This is a genomic window from Geodermatophilus amargosae (assembly GCF_900116515.1).
GTDB classification, from domain to species: Bacteria; Actinomycetota; Actinomycetes; order Mycobacteriales; family Geodermatophilaceae; genus Geodermatophilus; species Geodermatophilus amargosae.
On sequence record NZ_FPBA01000001.1, the window covers coordinates 103,892 to 123,314 of the forward strand.

A 19,423-nucleotide genomic window follows, 5' to 3' on the forward strand; every position below is an offset into this window, starting at 1 on the left:
CGCCGCCCGTGGCAGCATGGTGGGCTGTGGCCGTCCGGGCCGCGCCGGACGAGGAGGGTCGTGAGCGTCCCCCAGCCGTTCCCGGCAGTCGACGTCCTGCAGGACCCGCACCGCGTCGCCGCCGCCCGCCGGCTCTTCGTCGAGGTGCCCGGTCCGGCCGCGTACGACCGGCTGTCCGGGCTCGCGGCGCGACTGCTCGGTGCCGGCCACGCCAAGGTCACCCTGTTCACCGTCCGTGACATCGTCGTCGGCGGGCACGGCCTGCCGCCCGGTGTCGTCGGCGGCCGCGCGCTCCTCACCGGTGCCTTCTCCGAGCGGATCGTGAGCGAGGGCCGGGCGCTGGCCGTCCCCGACGCGCGGGCCGACGAGACGCTCGCCGCGCTGCCCGCCGTCACCTCCGGCGAGGTCGTCGCCTACCTCGGCACGCCCCTGGTCTCCGCCTCCGGCCGGGTCGTGGGTGTCCTCGCCGTCTACGACGGCGTGCCGCGGACCTGGCAGGACGACGACGTCGCGCTGCTCGAGCACCTGGCCGACTCGGTGGTGGCCGAGCTGGAGCTCGCCGCGGCCCGATCGGCGGTCGGCGCCTCCCTCGCCCGGCTCGACGTCGCCCTCGAGGCCAGCGAGGTGGGCATCTGGGAGTACGACCTGCGCACCGGCGCCCTGCACTGGGACGAGCGCTGCGCGGCGGTGCACGGCCTCGAGGGCCCCCTGGAGATCGCCGACGTCGACGGCATGCTCGCCGAGCGGATCCACGCCGAGGACCACGAGGCCGTGCGCGCCGCCCTGGCCGAGGCGCTGCGCGGGTCCGGGGAGTACGCCGTCGAGGCCCGCGCCCTGCACGCCGACGGCACGGTCCGGTGGACGGTGTCCCGCGGCCGCGTCGTCCGCGACTCGCGCGGTGAGCGGGTGCGCGTGCTCGGCACGGTCCTGGACGTCACCGACGCCCGTGCCGAGGCCGCCCGCCGGATGGCGGCCGTACAGCGGGCCGCCGCCGTCGCGGAGGTCGCCGCCCAGCTGGCCAACACCACCGAGCCGACCGAGCTGGCCGAGATCGCGTTGCGCGGCGCCCGGGTGCTCGGGGCGTCCTCCAGCGCACTGGCCGCCTTCGACGGCGCCGGGTCCCTGCGCCTGCACCTCGCACGGGGGCTCGCCGACAGCGTCGCGGCCGCGGCCGCGGCGGCCGAGGTGGAGCTGCCCGATGACGTGCTCATCGAGCTCGACGACGAGCTGCCCACCCAGTACGCCGCCCGGCACGGCGAGCGGCTGCTCTTCGCCGACCTCGACGAGGCCGTCGCCCGGTTCCCGCAGATGGCCGAGGTCGGCCCGGCGCTGGGCCTGCACGCCATGGCCGCGCTGCCGCTCCGGGTCGAGGGCCGGCTGCTGGGCAGCTTCGTCGTCACCTGGGACACCGACCACGCCTTCGCCGACGACGACGTCGAGCTGCTCGACGCCCTGACCGCGCAGATCGCGCTGAGCGTCTCGCGGCTGCGGTCGGAGGACGAGCGGGCCGCCGCCGTCACCGCGATGGCCGAGGCCAACCAGCGGCTGCAGCTGCTCGCCGACGCCGGCCGGGTGCTCTCGGGCAGCCTCGACATCGGCGACCAGCTCGAGCGGCTGGCCGACCTGGTCGTGCCGGCGCTCGCCGACTGGTGCTGGATCGTCGTCACCGAGGAGCAGGGCCGGCTGCACGAGGTGGCCTGGGCGCACCGCGACCCGGCCCGCCGCGACGACGTCGCCGAGTACGTGCACGCGATGACCCGGGGGATGAGCGATGAGCACGCCGCGCGGGTGGTCACGCGCACCGGCCGGCCGCTGGTCATCCCGGAGCTCGATGCCGAGCGGATCGCCCGCTCGCTCCCCGACCCCGCCGACCAGGACACGCTGCTGCGGCTGGCGCCCCGGGCGGCGCTGATCGTGCCACTGGTGGCGGCGGGACGGGTCATCGGCGCCCTGGGCACCGCCAACGGCGCCGAGCGCGGGCCGCACACGCCGGGCGAGGTGGAGACCGCGGTCGAGGTCGGCCGCCGGGCCGGGCTGGCGCTGCAGGCGGCCCGCCTCTACGAGCAGCAGCGCGACCTGGCCGACGCCCTGCAGCACAGCATGCTCACCGCGCCGCCCCGGCCCGAGGGGTGCGAGATCGTCGTGCGGTACGTGCCCGCCTCGGAGGGTGCGGAGATCGGCGGCGACTGGTACGACGCCTTCGTGCGGCCGGGCGGAGCAGTCGTGCTGGCGATCGGCGACGTCGTCGGGCACGACCGGCACGCCGCCGCGGCGATGGGCCAGCTGCGCGGCCTGCTGCGGGGGATCGGCTACGCCGGCGGCGGCTCACCGGCCGAGGTGCTGACCGGTCTCGACCACGCCGCGGCCGGGCTGGCGCTGGGCACGATGGCCACCGCGGTGGTCGCCCGGCTCGAGCGTGCTCCGGGCGACGAGGACGGCACGCGCACGGTGCTGCACTGGTCGAGCGCCGGCCACCCGCCGCCGGTGGTGGTCCTGCCCGGCGGCGACGTCCGGGTCCTCGACCCGGGGGCGGCGGACCTGCTGCTCGGCGTGGACCCGGCCCGCCCACGCACCGACCACCAGTGCGAGCTGCCCGGAGGCAGCACGGTGCTGCTCTACACCGACGGCCTCGTGGAGCGCCGGGACCGCGACCTCGACGCCGGAACCGCCGCGCTCGTCGCCGCCCTGACCGAGTACGGCGACCTGCCGCTGGACCGCCTGTGCGACCGCGTGCTCGGGCGGATGTTCCTGCCCGACGCCGAGGACGACGTCGCGCTGCTCGCCGTCCGGGTGGTCTGACACTGCGGTCCTGCCGGACCGCACCTCTCGACGGCAGCCTCAGAGGGCCGCGACCTCGTAGGTGTGCCCGGCGGCGCGCAGCCGCTCCACCAGCACGTTCCCCAGCGCCGTCGAGGGGGTCAGGGACCCGGCCCGCTGCGGCAGCCGGTCCTCGTCGAGGGCCAGGGCCAGCCCGGCCTCGCCGAGCATCACCGACGTCGCCGCGTAGCCGGGGTCGCCCTTCCCGGCCGCCGTGGCGCGGTAGCGGCGCCCGCCCTCGGTGTCGGCGTCGACGATCATCCGGAAGAAGCCCTTCTCGCGGGCCGACTCGCTCGGCCCGCTGCCCGGCGCGGGCAGCACGCGGTCGAGCAGGGCGCGGGTGGGCGCGAACGCCATCGCGCCGAACGCCGCCGCCAGGCCGGTGGTGACGCCGGCGGCGGTGAACGCACCGGTGATGCCGCGGCCGGTGCTCATCGACTCGCCGTAGCGCAGGCCGCGCCCGTAGGCCCACTCCTGCAGCGCGTTGCTGCGCCGCACGATGCGCGTGTTGAACGGCGCCATGACGAACGGCGCCGTCCACCGGCCCTCGGCGGCCAGCGCGGGCGGCATGGCATCCGGGGGCTGGCGGGTGGCGGGCTCGGCGGCCCGGTCGGGGGAGAGGGCGTAGGGGTCGCCGATGACCTTCCGCAGCGTGCGGTCGGTGGCCATGGACTCCACCTGCGCGCGCATCGAGTCGATCGTGCCGCCGCTGACCCCGCCGCGGGCGGTGGCGACCAGGCGGACGTCGGTGAGCCCGCCGGCGCCGTCCTCGCGGGCCCGCTCGGCCAGGAGGAACACCGACAGGTCCGACGGGATCGAGTCGTAGCCGGCGGCGTGCACCAGCCGGGCGCCGGTCTCGCGGGCGACGGCGTCGCAGCGGTCGATGGCCTCGCGGACGAACAGCACCTCGCCGGTGAGGTCGGCGTAGTGCGTGCCCGCCCGGGCGCAGGCCTCCACGACCGGCAGGCCGTAGCGCTGGTAGGGCCCCACCGTGGTGACCAGCACCCGGGTGCTCTCCGCCATGCGGGTCACCGAGGCCGGGTCGTCGGTGTCGGCCTCGAGCAGCGGCCAGTGCCGCGACGAGGCGGGCAGGCCGCCGGCGACCGCGACCAGCCTCTCCCGCGACCGGCCGGCCAGCGCGATCCGCAGGTCCGGCGGCGCGGCCTTCGCCAGGTAGGCGGCGACCAGGCGGCCCACGAAGCCGGTGGCGCCGAAGAGGACGACGTCGTACTCGCGCTCGGGCATGCGGGTCATCCTGCCCGTGGGCCGGGTGGGCCGCCCGGCGGTGTCAGCGCAGCCGGCGGCGCAGCGTCCGGCGTCTCCCGTCCGGCCGTGCGGACCGGTCGCGGCCCAGCCGGTTCCTGGCCCGGCCGGGCAGGTCGACGGCGACCGGCGCCTCCCACCCGCGCCACACCGACAGCACCCGCAGCGCCGCGACCAGGACGATCACCACCAGCGCCACGGGGATCGGGTCGAGGCCGAGCGGGCCGGCGAGCACCGTGAGCGCGGTGGCGCCGAGCAGTGCGGCGACGGCGTTGTAGGGCCCCGGCTGCACGATGTCGGCGCGCTGGGCGAGCAGCACGTCGCGGATCACCGCCCCGCCGACCGCCGTCAGCGTCCCGATGAAGACGACCGAGGCGCTCGGCAGGCCGGCGAGCTGCGCCTTCTGCGCCCCGATCACGGTGAACAGGCCGAGGGTGACCGCGTCGAGCACCACGAGCAGGCCGGTGAGCCGCGACAGCCAGCCCGAGAAGTAGAAGGTGACCATCGCGGTGATGGCGACGGTGGGCAGGTAGGCGGGGTCGGTCAGCGCCACCGGCGGTCCCTGTGCGAGCAGCACGTCGCGGATGAGCCCGCCGCCGAGTCCGCCGCTCACGGCGAGCAGCAGCACGCCCGAGATGGCGAACCCCTCCCGGGCGGCGAGCAGGCCGCCGGTGAGCGCCCCCACGACGATCGCGGCCAGGTCGGCGGCGACGGGGATCCGCAGCGTCTCGGCCGCCGCGGCGAGGGTGCTCACGACCGGCAATCATCCCGCCGGAGCCGGACCGGGCGGCACCCGGTCCTGCCCCCCGCGCGAGGTCCTTCCGGCTACTGGCCCGGCGGGACGTCCAGCGAGGTGGCGGTGCCGTCCGGGGCTGTCGACTCTGCCTCCGCGGTGAGCCGCGCGGCCTCGGCGGCCGTGTCCTCGAGGTGCATGGCCTCCTCCCGGCCGGCCTCCTCCTCGGGGATCGCCGCGCGCTCGACCTCGAGGTGTGGGCCGAGCGGTTCGCCCACCCGCGCGGGGCGACCGTCGACCTGTGCGCGTCGGTGTCGGCCGGCGGCGCCGAGGTGTGGCGCGGCCGCTCGACCCACCTGGCCCGGGGCGCCCGGGCGCCGGAGGGCGCGCCGGCCTCCGACGTCGACGTCCCCGTCGGCGACCTGCCGGCCGGCACCATCCGCTGGCGGGTGCCCGCGACGCCGGCCGCCGCTACGCGCGGGTGTCCGGCGACGTGAACCCGATCCACCTCTCCGGGCCGACCGCGCGGGCGTCCGGCTTCCGGCGGGCGATCGCGCACGGGATGTGGGTCACGGCCCGGGCGCTCGCCGCGCTGTCGGGCCGGCTGCCCGACGCACTCACCGTCGACGTCGGCTTCCGCGAGCCGCTGCTGCTGCCCCGTCGTCCTCGCCACGGCGCCGGCGGACGGCGGCCGGGACCTCGCGGTGCGCTCGGCGACGAGCGGCGCCGACCACGTCGTCGTCGGGACCGTCCGCCCCTCTGACCTGGCGGGGCGGTCCACAGGAGGTCACTGACAGGTCACGGGGACGCCATCCTCTTGACACGGGATATGTAAGGACGGTGTCCTAACTAATGTGACCGCCGACGCAACGCCCGTCCCGCGTCGTCGGCCGCTGCGTCCGACCAGCAAGGTCCTCCCGGAGCACGCCCGGGCGCACCACCGGTCGATGGTGCTGCAGCACCTCTTCCACTCGGGTCCCCGGTCGCGCGCGGACCTCGCCCGCGCGACCGGGTTGACCCGGGTCACCGTCTCCGACCTGGTGTCCTCGCTGCTGGCCGAGGGGCTGGTCTCCGAGCTGGGCGTGCGCGCCGAGGCGCGGGTGGGCAAGCCCGCCACGCTGGTCGGCCTGCGCACCGACGCCTTCTCCATCGTCGCGGTCGACCTCGCCGACGACGAGCGGATGCACGGTGCGGTCCTCGAGCTGTCGGGCACCGTCCTCGAGCGCCGCTCGGCGCTGGTGCAGGGGCTCACCGGCGAGGTCGCGGTGACGGCGCTGCTGGACCTGTGCCGCGACCTGGTGGCCACCTCGCCGCTGCCGGTGCTCGGCGTCGGCGTCGGCTCGCCGGGCGTCATCACGCCCGCCGGCTGCGTCGTCCAGGCACCCAACCGCGGCTGGTACGACCTGCCGCTGGCCGCCTCGCTGTCGGCGGAGCTCGGCCTGCCGGTGCACGTGGCCAACGACGCCAACACCGCAGCGCTCGGCGAGTTCACCTACGGCGACGCCTCCGGCGGCGGCCTCATGGTGCTGACCGTCGGCGGCGGCGTCGGCGCGGGGATCGTCCTCGACGGCGCCCTGGTGCACGGCGACTCCCACGCGGCCGGCGAGATCGGCCACGTCACCGCCGTCGACGAGCGCGACGACGTCGACGGCGCGCCCCTGGGCCGGCCCGCCCCCTGCGCCTGCGGGCGCACCGGCTGCCTGGAGACGGTGCTGTCGGTCCCCTCGATCCGCCGGCGCGTCGAGGGCCTGGCCCCCGGCGACGCCGCCGCGGCGCTGGCCCAGGTGGGCCGGCGGCTCGGCATCGTGCTCGCCCCCGTGGTGAGCGCGCTCAACCTCCCGGAGGTCGTGCTGCGCGGCCCGCGGGAGCTCCTGGACGGCCCCCTGCGGGAGGCGGCCCTGGCCGCCCTCCGCGAGCGGACCATGCCGGTCATCAGCGGCACGGTGCAGCTGCGGATGACCTCGCTCGGCGAGGACGGCGCCCTCTCGGGGGCCGCCGTCCTCGTGCTCTCCGGCCAGCTCGGGGTGACGTGACCACCCCGAGCCGGCCAGGTGCACGTCGGAGACATCCCGCGCAAACGAGGAGGAACCCCAACATGAGAAGAGTACGCACCGGCGGCCTGGCCGCCGCCGCGGTCGCATCACTGCTCGCCGTGTCCGCCTGCGGCGGCGGCGAGACCGCGGAGGCCTCCTCGGACACCGAGGTCCGGCTGTGGCTCAACGGCACCGACACCCCGCAGGAGCTGCGCGACTACCTCGTGGAGACCTTCGAGGCCGACCACGAGGGCATGACGCTGGTCATCGAGGAGCAGGACTGGAGCGGCCTGGTGCCGCGGCTGCAGACCGCGCTCTCCAGCGAGGACCAGACGCCCGACCTCGTCGAGATCGGCAACACGCAGAGCCCGACGTTCACCTACGCCGGCGCCTTCACCGAGCTGACCGACGTCTACGACGAGCTCGGCGGGGACGACCTGCTGCCCGGCTTCGTCGACGCCGGCACCGCCGAGGGCACCCTGTACGCGGTGCCGTACTACTCCGGCGCGCGGGCGGTGTTCTACCGCAAGGACCTCTTCGAGCAGGCCGGGGTGGCGGTGCCGACGACGCTCGCGGAGTTCCGCACCGCGGCGATCGCCCTGCAGCAGGCCAACCCCTCGCCGGACTTCAGCGGCTTCTGGTTCCCCGGTCAGGACTGGTACAACGGCGTGGCCTGGGTGTTCAGCAACGGCGGCGACCTCGCCGTGCAGGAGGGCGACCGCTGGGTCGGCGCGCTGTCCAGCCCGGAGTCGCAGGCGGCCCTGGCCGAGGTCCAGGACCTGTTCACCAACGCCACGCGGGCGCCGCGCGACGCCGACTCGAACGAGCCGTGGGTGGCCTTCAACAACGGCCAGGCCGCGATGTTCTCCGCCCCGACCTGGGCCCGCTCCAGCATCGCGCTGCCCGAGTGCGACAAGGGCGTGGACCCCGACGACGAGTCGCCGGAGGCCCAGGCGCTGCTGGAGGAGCAGCAGGCGTGCAACGAGGAGATCACCGGCGTCTTCCCGCTGCCCGGCACGGAGCCGGGCTCCAGCGCGCCGGTCTTCGCCGGCGGCTCGAACATCGCGATCCCGACGATGTCGCAGCACCAGGACGAGGCCCGCGACCTGCTGCGGATCATCTTCAGCGAGGAGTACCAGACGATGCTGGCCGAGAACGGGCTCATCCCCGGCAACAGCCAGTACGCCGACGCCCTCGGGAACGACGCCTACGCCCAGGCCGCCCTGGCCGCGGCCCGCAACGCCAAGCTGACGCCGGCCGCGGAGCGGTGGGCCGACGTCGAGGGCGCCCGCATCCTGGAGGACTTCTTCCAGCAGGTCGCCAGCGGTGCCGACGTCGCCCAGGCCGCGGCCGAGGCCGACCGGCTCATGGAGGAGACGCTCAACTGACCGCCCGACCGGGGAGGGCTGCCAGCCCGGCCGCCCTCCCCGGTCCCGGACGCCCCGGAGCCTCCCGATGGCCGCGCCACCCCTGCCGCCCGAGACAGCGGCACCCCCGCGGGACCCGCTCGTCGCCGAGCCCGCCCCTGCCCGTCCCGTCCCGCCCCGGCGGCGCCTGCCCTGGCGCGCGCGCCTGGGCCCCTACGTCCTGCTCGTCCCGGCGCTCGTGCCGGTCGCGGTCGGCCTCGGCTACCCGCTCGTGCGGCAGTTCGTGCTGTCGTTCCAGGAGTACGGCCTCGCCCAGCAGTTCGGCCGGCCGGCCGAGTGGGTGGGGCTGCGCAACTACACCGACCTGCTGTCGGACCCCTACGTCTGGGGCGTCATCGGCCGGTCGATCGCCTTCTGCCTGGTCAACGCCGGGCTCACCATGGCGATCGGGGTGGCGCTGGCGGTCCTGATGACCCGGGTCGGCCGGGCCGCGAGGGTCACCCTGCAGGTCGGGCTGCTGCTGGCCTGGGGCACCCCGGTCCTGGCCACGCTCACCGTCTGGCAGTGGCTGTTCGACTCGCAGTACGGCGTCGTCAACTGGCTGCTGTCGGACCCGCTCGGAGCCGAGGGCTTCCGCGGCCACTCCTGGACCATCGAGCCGGCGTCGTTCTACCTGGTGGCCACGGTGATCGTGGTCTGGATGAGCGTGCCCTTCGTCGTCTTCATCACCTACGCCGCGCTGCTGCAGGTGCCCGACGAGTGCGTCGAGGCCGCCCAGCTCGACGGTGCCTCCGCGTGGCAGCGGTTCCGCCACCTGTCGCTGCCGCTGATCAAGCCGGTGCTGCTGATCGCCGGGCTGCTGCAGGTCATCTGGGACCTGCGGGTGTTCACCCAGATCCACGTCCTGCAGAAGGCCGGCGCCCCGACCCGGGAGACCCACCTGCTCGGCACCTACGTCTACTCGCTGTCCCGGGAGTTCTCCCTGGCCGGCGCCATGGCCACGGTCATGCTCGTGATCACGCTGTGCCTGACCGGCTTCTACATCCGCCGCATGCTGCGGGAGGAGGACCTGTGAGCGCCGCCGTCCCGCCGACCGCCGCGGTGCCGACGGCGGCGAGCCCCGCGCTGCCCGCCCGCCGCTCGCGACGCCGTGTCCGGCCGCGCACCCGGGCCGTCCGCTGGCTGCTCGGCACGCTGGCCGTCGTGGTCGCCCTGGTGTGGGCCTTCCCCATCTACTGGATGGTCAGCAGCGCCTTCCTGCCCACCGCGCGGCTGCAGACGCCCGAGCCGACGTTCTTCCCGTTCGACGGCACCCTCGCCAACTTCCGGCAGGTGCTGACCGACGGGTCGTTCTACGGCTCCTTCCGGGTCTCGCTGGCCGTCACCGGACTGACGCTGGTGTGCGCGGTGCTGTTCGCATTCGTCGCGGCACTGGCGATCAGCCGTTTCTGGTTCCGCGGGAGAAAGGCGTTCATCGTCACCGTCCTCGTGGTGCAGATGATCCCGGCGGAGGGATTGTTCATCTCGCAGTACGCCGTTCTCGACGACTGGGGTCTGGTCAATTCCGTCCTCGGTCTCACCATCGTCTACGTGGCGGCGATCCTGCCTTTCACGATCTGGATGCTGCGTGGTTTCGTGACCGGCGTCCCGATCGAACTGGAGGAGGCCGCGATGGTCGACGGGCTCTCCCGCACCCGCGCCTTCTTCCGCATCACCTTCCCGCTGCTGGCGCCGGGCCTGGTGGCCTCGGGCGTCTACGGGTTCCTGCAGGCGTGGAACGAGTACACCCTCGCCCTGGTCGTGATGACCGACCCCGGCGAGCGGACCCTGCCGCTGTGGCTGCAGGGCCTGGTCGAGGCCAACCGGGCCACCGACTGGGGCGTGGTGATGGCCGGCGCGACCCTCATCGCGGTGCCGGTCATCGCCTTCTTCCTGATGGTGCAGAAGCGGATGAGCGCCGGTCTGGTGGCCGGGGCGGTGAAGGGGTGAGCGCGCCGGGCTGGTCGGTCGGCCTCGACATCGGGGGCACGAAGGTCCTCGGCGTCCTCCTCGACGACGCCGGGACCGTGCACGGCAGCGTGCGCGTACCGACCCGGCGGGGCACCGAGGGGGTGGTCGCGGCGGCCGCCGAGGTGGTCGGGCGGCTGTGCGCCGACGCGGGCCTGACCGGCGACGACCTCGCCGGGGTCGGCGCGGGCGTGCCGGGGCTGGTCGACCCCGCCACCGGGGCGGTCTCGCACGCGGTGAACCTCGGCATCGACGACCGCGGCGTGGCGCTGGCCCCACTGCTCTCGGCCCGCCTCGGCGGCGTCCCGGTGACGGTGGAGAACGACCTCAACGTCGCCGCCGTCGGCGCGGCCCGCGTGCTCGGCCTGCACGGCGACCTGGCGCTGCTGGGCCTGGGCACCGGGGTGGCCGCCGGCCTGCTCCTCGGTGGCGCCCTGCGGCGCGGGCACGGCGGGGGAGCGGGGGAGATCGGGCACGTGCCGCTGGACCCGGCCGGCCCGCGCTGCCCGTGCGGGCAGTGCGGCTGCCTCGAGCTCTACGCGTCCGGCTCGGCGCTGGACGCGGCCTGGCCGACGCCGCCCGGGGTGCCGGCGGCGGCCGCGGTCTTCGCCGCCGCGGCGCTCGGTGACCCCGCGGCGGTGCGGGTCCGGGACCGGTTCGCCGGCGCGGTGGCCGCGGCCGTCCGGCTGCTGGTGCTGACCTGCGACGTCGAGCACGTGGTGCTCGGCGGCGGGGTCGCGGAGGTCGGCCAGCCGCTGGTCACCGCCGTCCGCGAGCAGCTGGAGCGGCAGGCGGCCGGGTCGCCGTTCCTACACAGCCTCGGCATCGCCGCGCGGGTGACGGTCGTGCCGGCCGGCGTGCCGGTGGCCCCGGTCGGGGCCGCGCTCATCGCTCGCGAGGCGGTCCCCGCGCTGCCCGTCGCACTGTGAGTGGCGGGTGGAGGTGACGGTGTGGAGGTGACGGTGTGGAGGTGATCGTCCTGCCCGGCCCGGACGACGTCGCCCGGGTCGCCGCCGACGTGGTCGCCGGCGTCGTGCGGCGCCGGCCCGGCGCGGTGCTCGGGCTGGCCACCGGGTCCTCCCCGGTGGGCGTCTACGCCGAGCTGGCCCGCCGGGTCGCGGCCGGCGAGCTGGACCTGTCCGGCGTCCGCGGCTTCGCCCTCGACGAGTACGTGGGCCTGCCGGCCGGTCACCCGGAGAGCTACGCGGCGGTCATCGGGCGGGACGTCACCGGCCGGCTCGGCCTCGACCCGGCCCGCGTGCACGTCCCCGACGGCCGTGCCGCGGACCTCGAGGCGGCCGCGGAGGACTACGAGCAGGCCATCGCCGCGGCCGGCGGGGTCGACGTCCAGCTGCTCGGCATCGGCGCCAACGGGCACATCGGGTTCAACGAGCCGACGTCGTCGTTCGGGTCGCGCACCCGGCTGAAGACGCTGGCGCCGCGCACCCGCGCGGACAACGCGCGCTTCTTCGACTCGCCCGACGAGGTGCCGATGCACTGCCTCACCCAGGGGCTGGGCACCATCCTCGGGGCGCGGCGCCTGCTGCTGGTGGCGCAGGGGAGCGCCAAGGCCGAGGCGGTCGCGGCCGCCGTCGAGGGGCCGCTGACCAGCATGTGCCCGGCCTCGGCGCTGCAGCTGCACCCGCGGGCCACCGTCGTCGTCGACGAGGCGGCCGCCGCCCGGCTGACCCTCCTGGACCACTACCGGCAGGTGTACGCCCGGAAGCCGGCCTGGCAGCGGCCCTAGCGCACGCGGTGGCCGGCCGCCCAGACGGCCGTGACGGACCGGTCCGGTCCGAGTGCCACGACGTCGGCGGCGTAGCCGGGGGCCAGTCGCCCGAAGGCGCCGGCCAGGCCGAGGGCGCGGGCGGGGGTGGCGGTCAGCGCGGTGACGGCGGCGACCTGGTCGACGCCCGCGGCGAGCGCGGTGCGCAGCGCGGCGTCCTGGGTGAGCGTCGACCCCGCGATGGTGTCGGTGCCGGCGACGACCGCCCGCCCGCCGCGGACGCGGACCTCCAGGCTCCCGAGCCGGTGGTCGCCGTCCCCGGCGCCGGTGGCGGCCATCGCGTCGGTGACCAGCGCGACCCGTCCCGGGGCGCCGGCGAGCAGCAGCCGCGCGACGACGGGGTGCACGTGCACGCCGTCGAGGACGAGCTCGAGGACGACCCGGGGGTCGGCCAGCGCGGCGCCGACCGGCCCGGGCTCGCGGTGGTGCAGGCCCGGCATGGCGTTGAGCGCGTGGGTGAGCAGGCGGGCACCGGCGTCGAAGGCCGCCGCGGTGAGCGCGGCGTCGGCCTCGGTGTGGCCGACGGCGACGACGACCCCCGCGGCGGTGAGGTCCCGGATCGCCTCCAGGGCGCCGGGCAGCTCGGGCGCCACGGTGACCTGGCGCAGCCTGCCGCGGGCCGCCACCAGGAGCCGGTCGACGACGTCGGCGGTGGGTGCGCGCAGGTGCTGAGGGTCGTGCGCGCCGCAGCGGGCCGGGGCCAGGAACGGGCCCTCGAGGTGGGCGCCGAGCACGGTCGGGTCGCCGGCGGCCACCTCGGCGATGCCCGCCAGCGACGCCTCCAGCTCCGCGAGCGGGGCGGCCACCAGGCTGAGCACCGAGCGGGTGGTGCCCGCCGCGCGGTGCACGGCGAGGGCGGTGCGGATCGCGCCGGGACCGTCGTCGAAGGCCGCGCCGCCGCCGCCGTGGGCGTGCAGGTCGACGAAGCCCGGGACGAGTTCGGCGCCGGCCAGGTCGACGGTCCCGTCCGCGGCCGGCGGACGGCCGGTGCCGGTGGCGGTGATCGCGTCGCCCTCGAGCAGCACCCAGCCGGGCCCGGTGGCCCCGCCGGCGTCGACCAGGCGGGCACCGGTCAGCAGCGTGCTCATCCGCGCAGCGCCTCGGCGGCGGCGCGGGTGAGCACCCGGGCGGCGCCGTGCGTGACCAGTGCGGGGCCGGCGGTCAGGTCGGCGTCGTCGGGCATGCCGAGGGCGACGACGACGGCCCCGGGCCGGGCGGCGAGCAGTGCCTGCAGCCATCCGCGCTGGTCGGGGTGCCGGTAGGCGTCCCGGACGGCGAGCACCAGGGGCCGCTCCCCGGCGCGGGCGGCCACCTCGGCCGGCGACGGGTCGCTCCCGCGCACGGTCACCGCCTCGGCGAGCAGGCCGAGGTCGGCCAGCGGGCCGGCCAGGCTCCACCGGGCGTCCCCGACGGCCGTGTTGGCCTCGCCCCGCAGCTCCACGACCACCGCCGGGGCGGCCAGCGGGGCGACGTCGCGCAGCCGCAGCGCCCGCCGGGCGGCCACGGCCCCGGGGTCGCCCTCCGGCACCGCGCCGGCCCTCCGGGCGGCCTGCCGCTCCCGCAGCGCGCGCACCCGCCCCGCCGCCTCGCGCAGCCGCGCCTCGGGCAGCCGGCCCTCGCGCACGGCCGCGGCGACGGCCTGCCGGATCGCGGCGCAGTGCTCCTCGCCGTCCTCGGCCCCGACCAGCAGCAGGTCCGCCCCGGCCGCCAGCGAGAGCGCGCCCGCGCCGGCGATGCCGTGCGCGGCCCGCACCCCGGCCATGTCGAGGGCGTCGGTGACCACGACGCCCCCGAACCCCAGCTCGCCGCGCAGGACGTCGACCAGCCAGCGCCGGCTGAGCGTGGCGGGCTCGGCGTCGACGGCGGGGAAGACGACGTGCGAGGTCATCACCAGCTCCGCTCCGGCGGCGACGGCCGCGGCGAAGGGCGGCAGCTCGCGGGTGCGGGCGGTGTCCGGGCCGACGTCGACCACCGGCAGGCCGAGGTGCGAGTCCACGGTGGTGGCGCCGTGACCGGGGAAGTGCTTGGCGCAGGCGGCCACCCCGGCGGCCTGCAGGCCGGCCACGAAGGCCGCGCCGTGCCGGGCGACCAGGGCCGGGTCCGCGCCGAAGGACCGCACGCCGATCACCGGGTTGCGGGGGTCGCTGTTGACGTCGACCGACGGCGCGAGGTCGACGTCGGCCCCGGCCCGGCGCAGGTCGGTGCCGACGGCGGCGGCCACCGCCCGGGTGAGCTCGACGTCGTCGACGACCCCCAGGGCGAGGTTGCCCGGGTACCCGCTGCCGACCAGGTAGTCGAGGCGGGTGACGTCGCCGCCCTCCTCGTCGAGGGTCACCAGGGCGTCGGGGGAGGCGGTGTGCACGGCGTCGCTGATCGCCCGCACCCGCTCCGGCGCGGGCTGCGCGGACCCGGCGGTGAGGTTGTGCCCGTAGACGCACACGCCGGCCATCCCGCGCCCGAGCGCGGCGCTGACCCAGCCGGGGACCTCCGGACCGGTGAACCCGGGGACCAGGCAGGAGTCGACCAGGTCGTCCAGTTCCGACATCGGCTCCGCCGTTCGTCTCGGGCGCCCGGGAATGGGCCGCGGAGCGGTCCGGGAATGGCGCGCGGCGAGCATATCGGCACGGGACGCCGTGCGGGCCGGAGAATGGTGCGCCAGCCCTTTTCCCGACCCGCCGTCTGCACTACTGGCGCGAGCGCGCCGGGCGCCGCTCCGGTCGGCGCGGGAAATGGCTCTGCTCCCGTTCTCCCCGCCCGTTCCACACCGCTCGGAGGACCCGCGATGGCGACCGTCACCTACGACTCCGCGACGTGCGTCTACGACGGGGCAGACCGCCTCGCCGTCGACGCGCTGGACCTGGAGGTCGCCGACGGCGAGTTCCTCGTCCTCGTCGGCCCGTCCGGCTGCGGCAAGTCCACGTCGCTGCGGATGCTCGCCGGCCTGGAGCGGGTCGACGACGGGCGCATCCTCATCGGCGGCCGCGACGTCACCGGCGCCCCGCCCAAGGACCGCGACATCGCGATGGTCTTCCAGAACTACGCGCTGTACCCGCACATGACCGTCGGCGACAACATGGGCTTCGCGCTCGAGGTCGCCGGGGTGGGCAAGGCGGAGATCCGGGAGCGGGTGGCCGAGGCCGCCCGCATGCTCGACCTCGGCGACCACCTCGACCGCAAGCCCAGGGCGCTGTCGGGCGGCCAGCGGCAGCGGGTGGCCATGGGCCGCGCCAGCGTGCGCAAGCCCCGGGCCTTCCTCATGGACGAGCCGCTGTCCAACCTCGACGTCAAGCTGCGGGTGCAGACCCGCACGCAGATCGCCCAGCTGCAGCGGCGGCTCGGCGTGACCACCGTCTACGTCACCCACGACCAGACCGAGGCCATGACCATGGGCGACCGGGTCGCGGTGCTCAAGGACGGCCTGCTGATGCAGGTGGGGCGCCCGCGCGAGCTCTACGACCGGCCGCGCAACCTCTTCGTCGCGGGCTTCATCGGCTCGCCGGCGATGAACCTGTTCACCCTCCCGGTCACCGACGGCGGCGTGCGCCTGGGCGAGCAGGTGGTGCCGCTGGCCCGCGAGGCGTTGGGCCGCGCCGGCGCCGCGGAGGTCGTGCTGGGCGTGCGGCCGGAGGACCTCGAGGTCGGCGGCGCGGGGCTGCCGCTGGAGGTCGACGTCGTCGAGGAGCTCGGCGCCGACGCCTACGTCTACGGCCGCACGGAGCTCGGTGACCGGACCCACGTGGTCACCGCCCGCGTCGACGGCCGCCGTCCGCCGGCCAAGGGCGACGTCGTCCGGGTCGCCCCGCGGCCGGGCTCGGTCCACCTGTTCCGCGCAGGCGACGGCGAGCGCATCGAGGCCTGAACCGCGGCGCGCGCCGGTCGTCGACCTGCGGTCGTCCCCGGCTCGGTGAGGCAGCCGCAGGTCGACACCCGGCGACGGTCCCGGCGTGGGGTGGGCGGCGGCCGCCGTGCTGTGCGGCCCGGGTTCCGGTGAGGTGGGGACGTGGACCGCCGCTCCGATGCCATGGACCCGACCGCCCACCCTCGCCCGCTGCTGCGCCGGCCCTGGCGTTGCCTCGACGGCGAGTGGCAGTTCGCCGCGGACCCCGACCTCGCCGGCAGGCCCGGCGCCGTGCGGTTCGACCGCACCATCCGCGTCCCCTATGCCCCGGAGACCCCGGCCAGCGGCGTGCACTGGACCGGCCCGCTGCACCGCGCCTGGTACCGCCGCCCGTTACCCGGCCGGCGGGGCGACCGCCGCACCGTGCTGCACCTCGGCGCCGTCGACCGGGTGCGCGACGTCTGGGTGGGCGGCGCGCACGTCGCCTCCCACGAGGGTGGCTACACGCCGTTCCGCGTCGACGTCACCGACCACCTCGGCGACGGCGCCGACCTCCTCGTCCGTGCCGACGACGACCCCCGCGACCTCGAGGCGCCGCGCGGCAAGCAGGACTGGCGCGACGAGCCGCACGAGATCTTCTACCCGCGCACCACCGGCATCTGGCGGACGACGTGGCTGGAGTCCGTGGCGCGCGAGCACGTCACCGACGTCGTCTGGCGCGGCGACCCCCGCACGATGCGCGTCGACGTCCGCGTGGAGCTGTCGGTCCCGGTCACCGGCGCCCGGCTGCACCTGCGCCTCCGGCACGGCGACCGGCTCCTCGCCGACGACTCCGTCCGGGTCGACGGCGCGGTGGTCGAGCGGACCCTGCAGGTCGGCGACGGCGGCACCGACGACCGCTGGCACCTGACCTGGGAGCCGGGCCCGCACCCGGTGCTGCTCGACGCCGAGGTGGCGCTGGTTCGCGAGGACGGTGAGGTGCTCGACGAGGTGGCGAGCTACACCGCGCTGCGCTCGGTCGAGGTCGACGACGGGCACCTGCTGGTCAACGGCCGGCCGGTGCCGCTGCGCCTGGTGCTCGACCAGGGCTACTGGCCCGCCACCGGCGCCACCCCGCCCGACGTCGCCGCGCTGCGCCGGGACCTGGAGCTGACCCGCGCGCTGGGCTTCACCGGCGTCCGCAAGCACCAGAAGACCGAGGACCCGCGCTACCTCGCCCTCGCCGACCGCATGGGCGTGCTCGTCTGGGCGGAGATGCCCTCGGCCTACCGGCCCGGCCCCACGGCGGGCGCCCGGCTGCTGCGGGAGTGGGCCGACGTCGTCGCCGCCCACCGCGGGCACCCCAGCGTGGTCGCCTGGGTGCCGCTCAACGAGTCCTGGGGCGTGCAGGAGGCGGCCACCGACCGCGCCCAGCGCGGCCTGGTCACCGCGCTGGCCGCCACCGCCGACGCGCTCGACGGAACCCGCCCCGTCTCGGCGAACGACGGCTGGGAGGCCCTCGGCGGGCAGGTGCTCGGCGTCCACGACTACGAGCAGGACCCGGCCGTGCTGGCCACCCGGTACGCCACCGGCGCGGACCTGGAGCGGCTGGCCACCGGACGGCGCCGGGACGGCCACCTCGCCGACCTCGACCGGGCGGGCGTCGCCGGGCGCGCCGTCGTCCTGTCGGAGTTCGGCGGCATCTCGCTGGACGCACGGCCTGACCGGGAGTCCGACCCCGACCGCACCGAGCCGTGGGGCTACGCCGACGCGCGCTCGCCGGAGGACCTGCTCGAGCGCTACCGCGGGCAGTGGGCGGCCGTGCACGCGAGCAGCGCGCTGGCCGGCGCCTGCTGGACGCAGCTCACCGACACCTACCAGGAGGTCAACGGGCTGCTGACCGCCGACCGGGTGCCCAAGTGCGACGTCGACGCGCTCCGGCGGGCCACCCTCGGCGAGACGTGACGGGGTGATCACGGGTGCGCAACGATCACCGCCTCGACCTGCGGGAGGTCCCGGGCCGGGCCAGGGTCGGGACCGAAGACGCCGTCGAGCTCCGGAGGTCCGCGTGCGCACGAACCGGCTCCTGCCCCTCGCCGCGGCCGCGGCCCTGCTCGTCACCGCCTGCGGTGGCGGCGGGGAGAGCGTCGACACCGGGGGAGGCGGCGGCGGAGGTGGTGACAACGTGCTCGTCGCGGCGGTCAGCGCCGAGCCCGACCAGTTCGACCCGCACGTCACCAACGCCTACGCGAGCTTCCAGGTGCTGGAGAACGTCTACGACACCCTCGTCGTCCCCAGCGCCGAGGACCTCACGATGCAGCCGAGCCTGGCCGAGTCGTGGACGACCAGCGACGACGGCCTGAGCTGGACGTTCACCCTCCGCGACGGCGTCACGTTCCACGACGGCAGCGAGTTCGACTCCGCCGACGTCGTCTACAGCTTCAAGCGGATCATCGACGAGGAGCTGTCGAACGCCTACCGGTTCGCCACGGTCTCCGACGTGACCGCGCCCGACCCGCGGACCGTCGTCGTCACGCTGACCCGGCCCACGCCGAACCTGCTCGAGCTGATCGGCTCGTTCAAGGGCATGGCGATCGTCTCCGAGAACGCCGCCGACGAGTTGGACCTGCAGAGCGAGGCCAACGGCACCGGCCCGTTCCAGCTGGAGAGCTCCGACGCCAACGCCACCGTGCTCACCACCTTCGACGACCACTGGGGCGGGGCGCCGAGCATCGACGGCGTCGAGTTCCGCTACATCACCGAGCCCACAGCGGCGCTGACCGCGCTGCGCAACGGCGAGATCCAGTGGACCGACAACGTCCCGCCGCAGAACGTGGCCGACCTCGAGGGCGACGAGGAGGTCGAGCTCGGCTCGGTCACCAGCGTCGAGTACTTCTACATGTCGATGAACTACGCGGTCCCGCCGTTCGACAACCGCGACGTGCGCCGCGCCATCGCCACCGCGATCGACCGCGACGAGGTCACCCAGGCCGCCCGCTTCGGCGCCGCGCAGCCCAACCAGACGGCGATCCCCGAGGGCAGCCCGTTCTTCCTCGAGTACGCCCCGTTCACGCCCGACCAGGACGCCGCCCGCCAGCTGCTCGAGCAGGCCGGCGTGCAGACGCCGATCACGATGGGCCTGATGGTCACCGACGAGTACCCGGAGACCGTGGCCGCGGCGCAGGTCATCGCCAGCCAGCTCGAGCCGGTCGGGATCGACGTGGAGATCCAGGAGGAGGACTTCGCCACCTGGCTCGACCGGCAGTCCGAGGGCGACTTCGACGCCTTCATGCTCAGCTGGATCGGCAACATCGACCCGGCCGACTTCTACGAGAACCAGCACCTGTCCACCGGCGGCAGCAACTACCAGGGCTACAGCAACCCGCAGGTCGACGACCTGCTCACCCGTGCCGCCACCGAGCCCGACCAGGCCGCCCGCAAGGCCCTCTACGACCAGGCCGCGCAGCTCATCGTCGACGACGTCAGCTACCTGTACCTCTACAACCCCGACGAGGTGCAGGCCTGGGCACCCGGGCTGACCGGCTACCAGGTGCGGGCGGACTCCGCGATCGACTTCGCGAACGTGGAGCTGCCCTGACC

At 76.0% G+C, this 19,423-nt stretch carries 16 protein-coding genes; 12 read left to right on the top strand and 4 right to left on the bottom strand.

All coding sequences use genetic code 11. The annotated features are described in order from the left end of the window. Window positions 1–60 precede the first annotated feature (60 nt). Window positions 61–2,799, top strand: coding sequence for a SpoIIE family protein phosphatase (locus tag BM414_RS00505; protein WP_245784358.1), 2,739 nt, complete (start codon window positions 61–63; stop codon window positions 2,797–2,799). A gap of 39 nt (window positions 2,800–2,838) precedes the next feature. On the opposite strand, the gene BM414_RS00510 is transcribed toward BM414_RS00505, so the two are convergent. Both BM414_RS00510 and BM414_RS00515 read right to left on the bottom strand, forming a co-directional pair. Next, the gene (locus tag BM414_RS00510) at window positions 2,839–4,062 is read right to left on the bottom strand and encodes a saccharopine dehydrogenase family protein (protein WP_093577512.1); all 1,224 of its coding nucleotides are present in this window, start codon (window positions 4,060–4,062) and stop codon (window positions 2,839–2,841) included. Between the two features lie 43 nt (window positions 4,063–4,105). Next, complete coding sequence (locus BM414_RS00515; RefSeq protein WP_093577513.1) at window positions 4,106–4,834, bottom strand: trimeric intracellular cation channel family protein; 729 nt, start codon at window positions 4,832–4,834, stop codon at window positions 4,106–4,108. 173 nt (window positions 4,835–5,007) lie between these two features. On the opposite strand from BM414_RS00515, the gene BM414_RS30470 reads away from it, so the two are divergent. From BM414_RS30470 to nagB, 8 genes are all read left to right on the top strand, one after another. Beyond that, entirely contained in the window at window positions 5,008–5,310 is a 303-nt protein-coding gene (locus BM414_RS30470) for a hypothetical protein (protein ID WP_175551352.1), read from the top strand. Next, window positions 5,307–5,576 carry a hotdog family protein gene (locus tag BM414_RS30475; protein WP_245784359.1) on the top strand — a complete coding sequence of 90 codons (270 nt, stop codon included), beginning with the start codon at window positions 5,307–5,309 and terminating at the stop codon, window positions 5,574–5,576. The genes BM414_RS30470 and BM414_RS30475 overlap by 4 nt, the downstream gene beginning before the upstream one ends. A 91-nt stretch (window positions 5,577–5,667) precedes the next feature. Next, the gene (locus BM414_RS00525) at window positions 5,668–6,846 is read left to right on the top strand and encodes an ROK family transcriptional regulator (RefSeq protein WP_217644440.1); all 1,179 of its coding nucleotides are present in this window, start codon (window positions 5,668–5,670) and stop codon (window positions 6,844–6,846) included. 62 nt (window positions 6,847–6,908) lie between these two features. Continuing rightward, window positions 6,909–8,234: an extracellular solute-binding protein gene (locus tag BM414_RS00530; protein WP_093577514.1), complete on the top strand. Its 1,326-nt coding sequence runs from the start codon at window positions 6,909–6,911 to the stop codon at window positions 8,232–8,234. A 67-nt stretch (window positions 8,235–8,301) separates the two neighbouring features. After that, window positions 8,302–9,288 carry a carbohydrate ABC transporter permease gene (locus BM414_RS00535; RefSeq protein WP_093577515.1) on the top strand — a complete coding sequence of 329 codons (987 nt, stop codon included), beginning with the start codon at window positions 8,302–8,304 and terminating at the stop codon, window positions 9,286–9,288. Beyond that, window positions 9,285–10,202 (top strand): carbohydrate ABC transporter permease, encoded by a 918-nt coding sequence (locus BM414_RS00540; protein WP_217644441.1) that lies wholly within the window; start codon window positions 9,285–9,287, stop codon window positions 10,200–10,202. The genes BM414_RS00535 and BM414_RS00540 overlap by 4 nt, the downstream gene beginning before the upstream one ends. Further along, window positions 10,199–11,149: an ROK family protein gene (locus BM414_RS00545; protein ID WP_093577516.1), complete on the top strand. Its 951-nt coding sequence runs from the start codon at window positions 10,199–10,201 to the stop codon at window positions 11,147–11,149. Before BM414_RS00540 ends, BM414_RS00545 begins: the two co-directional genes overlap by 4 nt. 35 nt (window positions 11,150–11,184) lie before the next feature. Further along, a complete protein-coding gene (gene nagB / locus BM414_RS00550) occupies window positions 11,185–11,967 on the top strand; it encodes a glucosamine-6-phosphate deaminase (RefSeq protein WP_093577517.1) in 783 nt (260 codons plus the stop codon). On the opposite strand, the gene nagA is transcribed toward nagB, so the two are convergent. Together nagA and BM414_RS00560 are read right to left on the bottom strand one after the other, a co-directional pair. Then, complete coding sequence (gene nagA, locus BM414_RS00555; RefSeq protein WP_093577518.1) at window positions 11,964–13,094, bottom strand: N-acetylglucosamine-6-phosphate deacetylase; 1,131 nt, start codon at window positions 13,092–13,094, stop codon at window positions 11,964–11,966. The genes nagB and nagA overlap by 4 nt on opposite strands. After that, the gene (locus BM414_RS00560) at window positions 13,091–14,551 is read right to left on the bottom strand and encodes a glycoside hydrolase family 3 protein (RefSeq protein WP_093577519.1); all 1,461 of its coding nucleotides are present in this window, start codon (window positions 14,549–14,551) and stop codon (window positions 13,091–13,093) included. Before BM414_RS00560 ends, nagA begins: the two co-directional genes overlap by 4 nt. 237 nt (window positions 14,552–14,788) lie before the next feature. On the opposite strand from BM414_RS00560, the gene BM414_RS00565 reads away from it, so the two are divergent. From BM414_RS00565 to BM414_RS00575, 3 genes are all read left to right on the top strand, one after another. Then, complete coding sequence (locus tag BM414_RS00565) at window positions 14,789–15,865, top strand: ABC transporter ATP-binding protein (protein WP_093577520.1); 1,077 nt, start codon at window positions 14,789–14,791, stop codon at window positions 15,863–15,865. 141 nt (window positions 15,866–16,006) lie between these two features. After that, window positions 16,007–17,788, top strand: coding sequence for a glycoside hydrolase family 2 TIM barrel-domain containing protein (locus BM414_RS00570; protein ID WP_093577521.1), 1,782 nt, complete (start codon window positions 16,007–16,009; stop codon window positions 17,786–17,788). 103 nt (window positions 17,789–17,891) lie between these two features. Continuing rightward, on the top strand, window positions 17,892–19,421 hold the full coding sequence (locus tag BM414_RS00575; RefSeq protein ID WP_093577522.1) for an ABC transporter substrate-binding protein: 1,530 nt from the start codon (window positions 17,892–17,894) through the stop codon (window positions 19,419–19,421). Window positions 19,422–19,423: the final 2 nt, after the last annotated feature.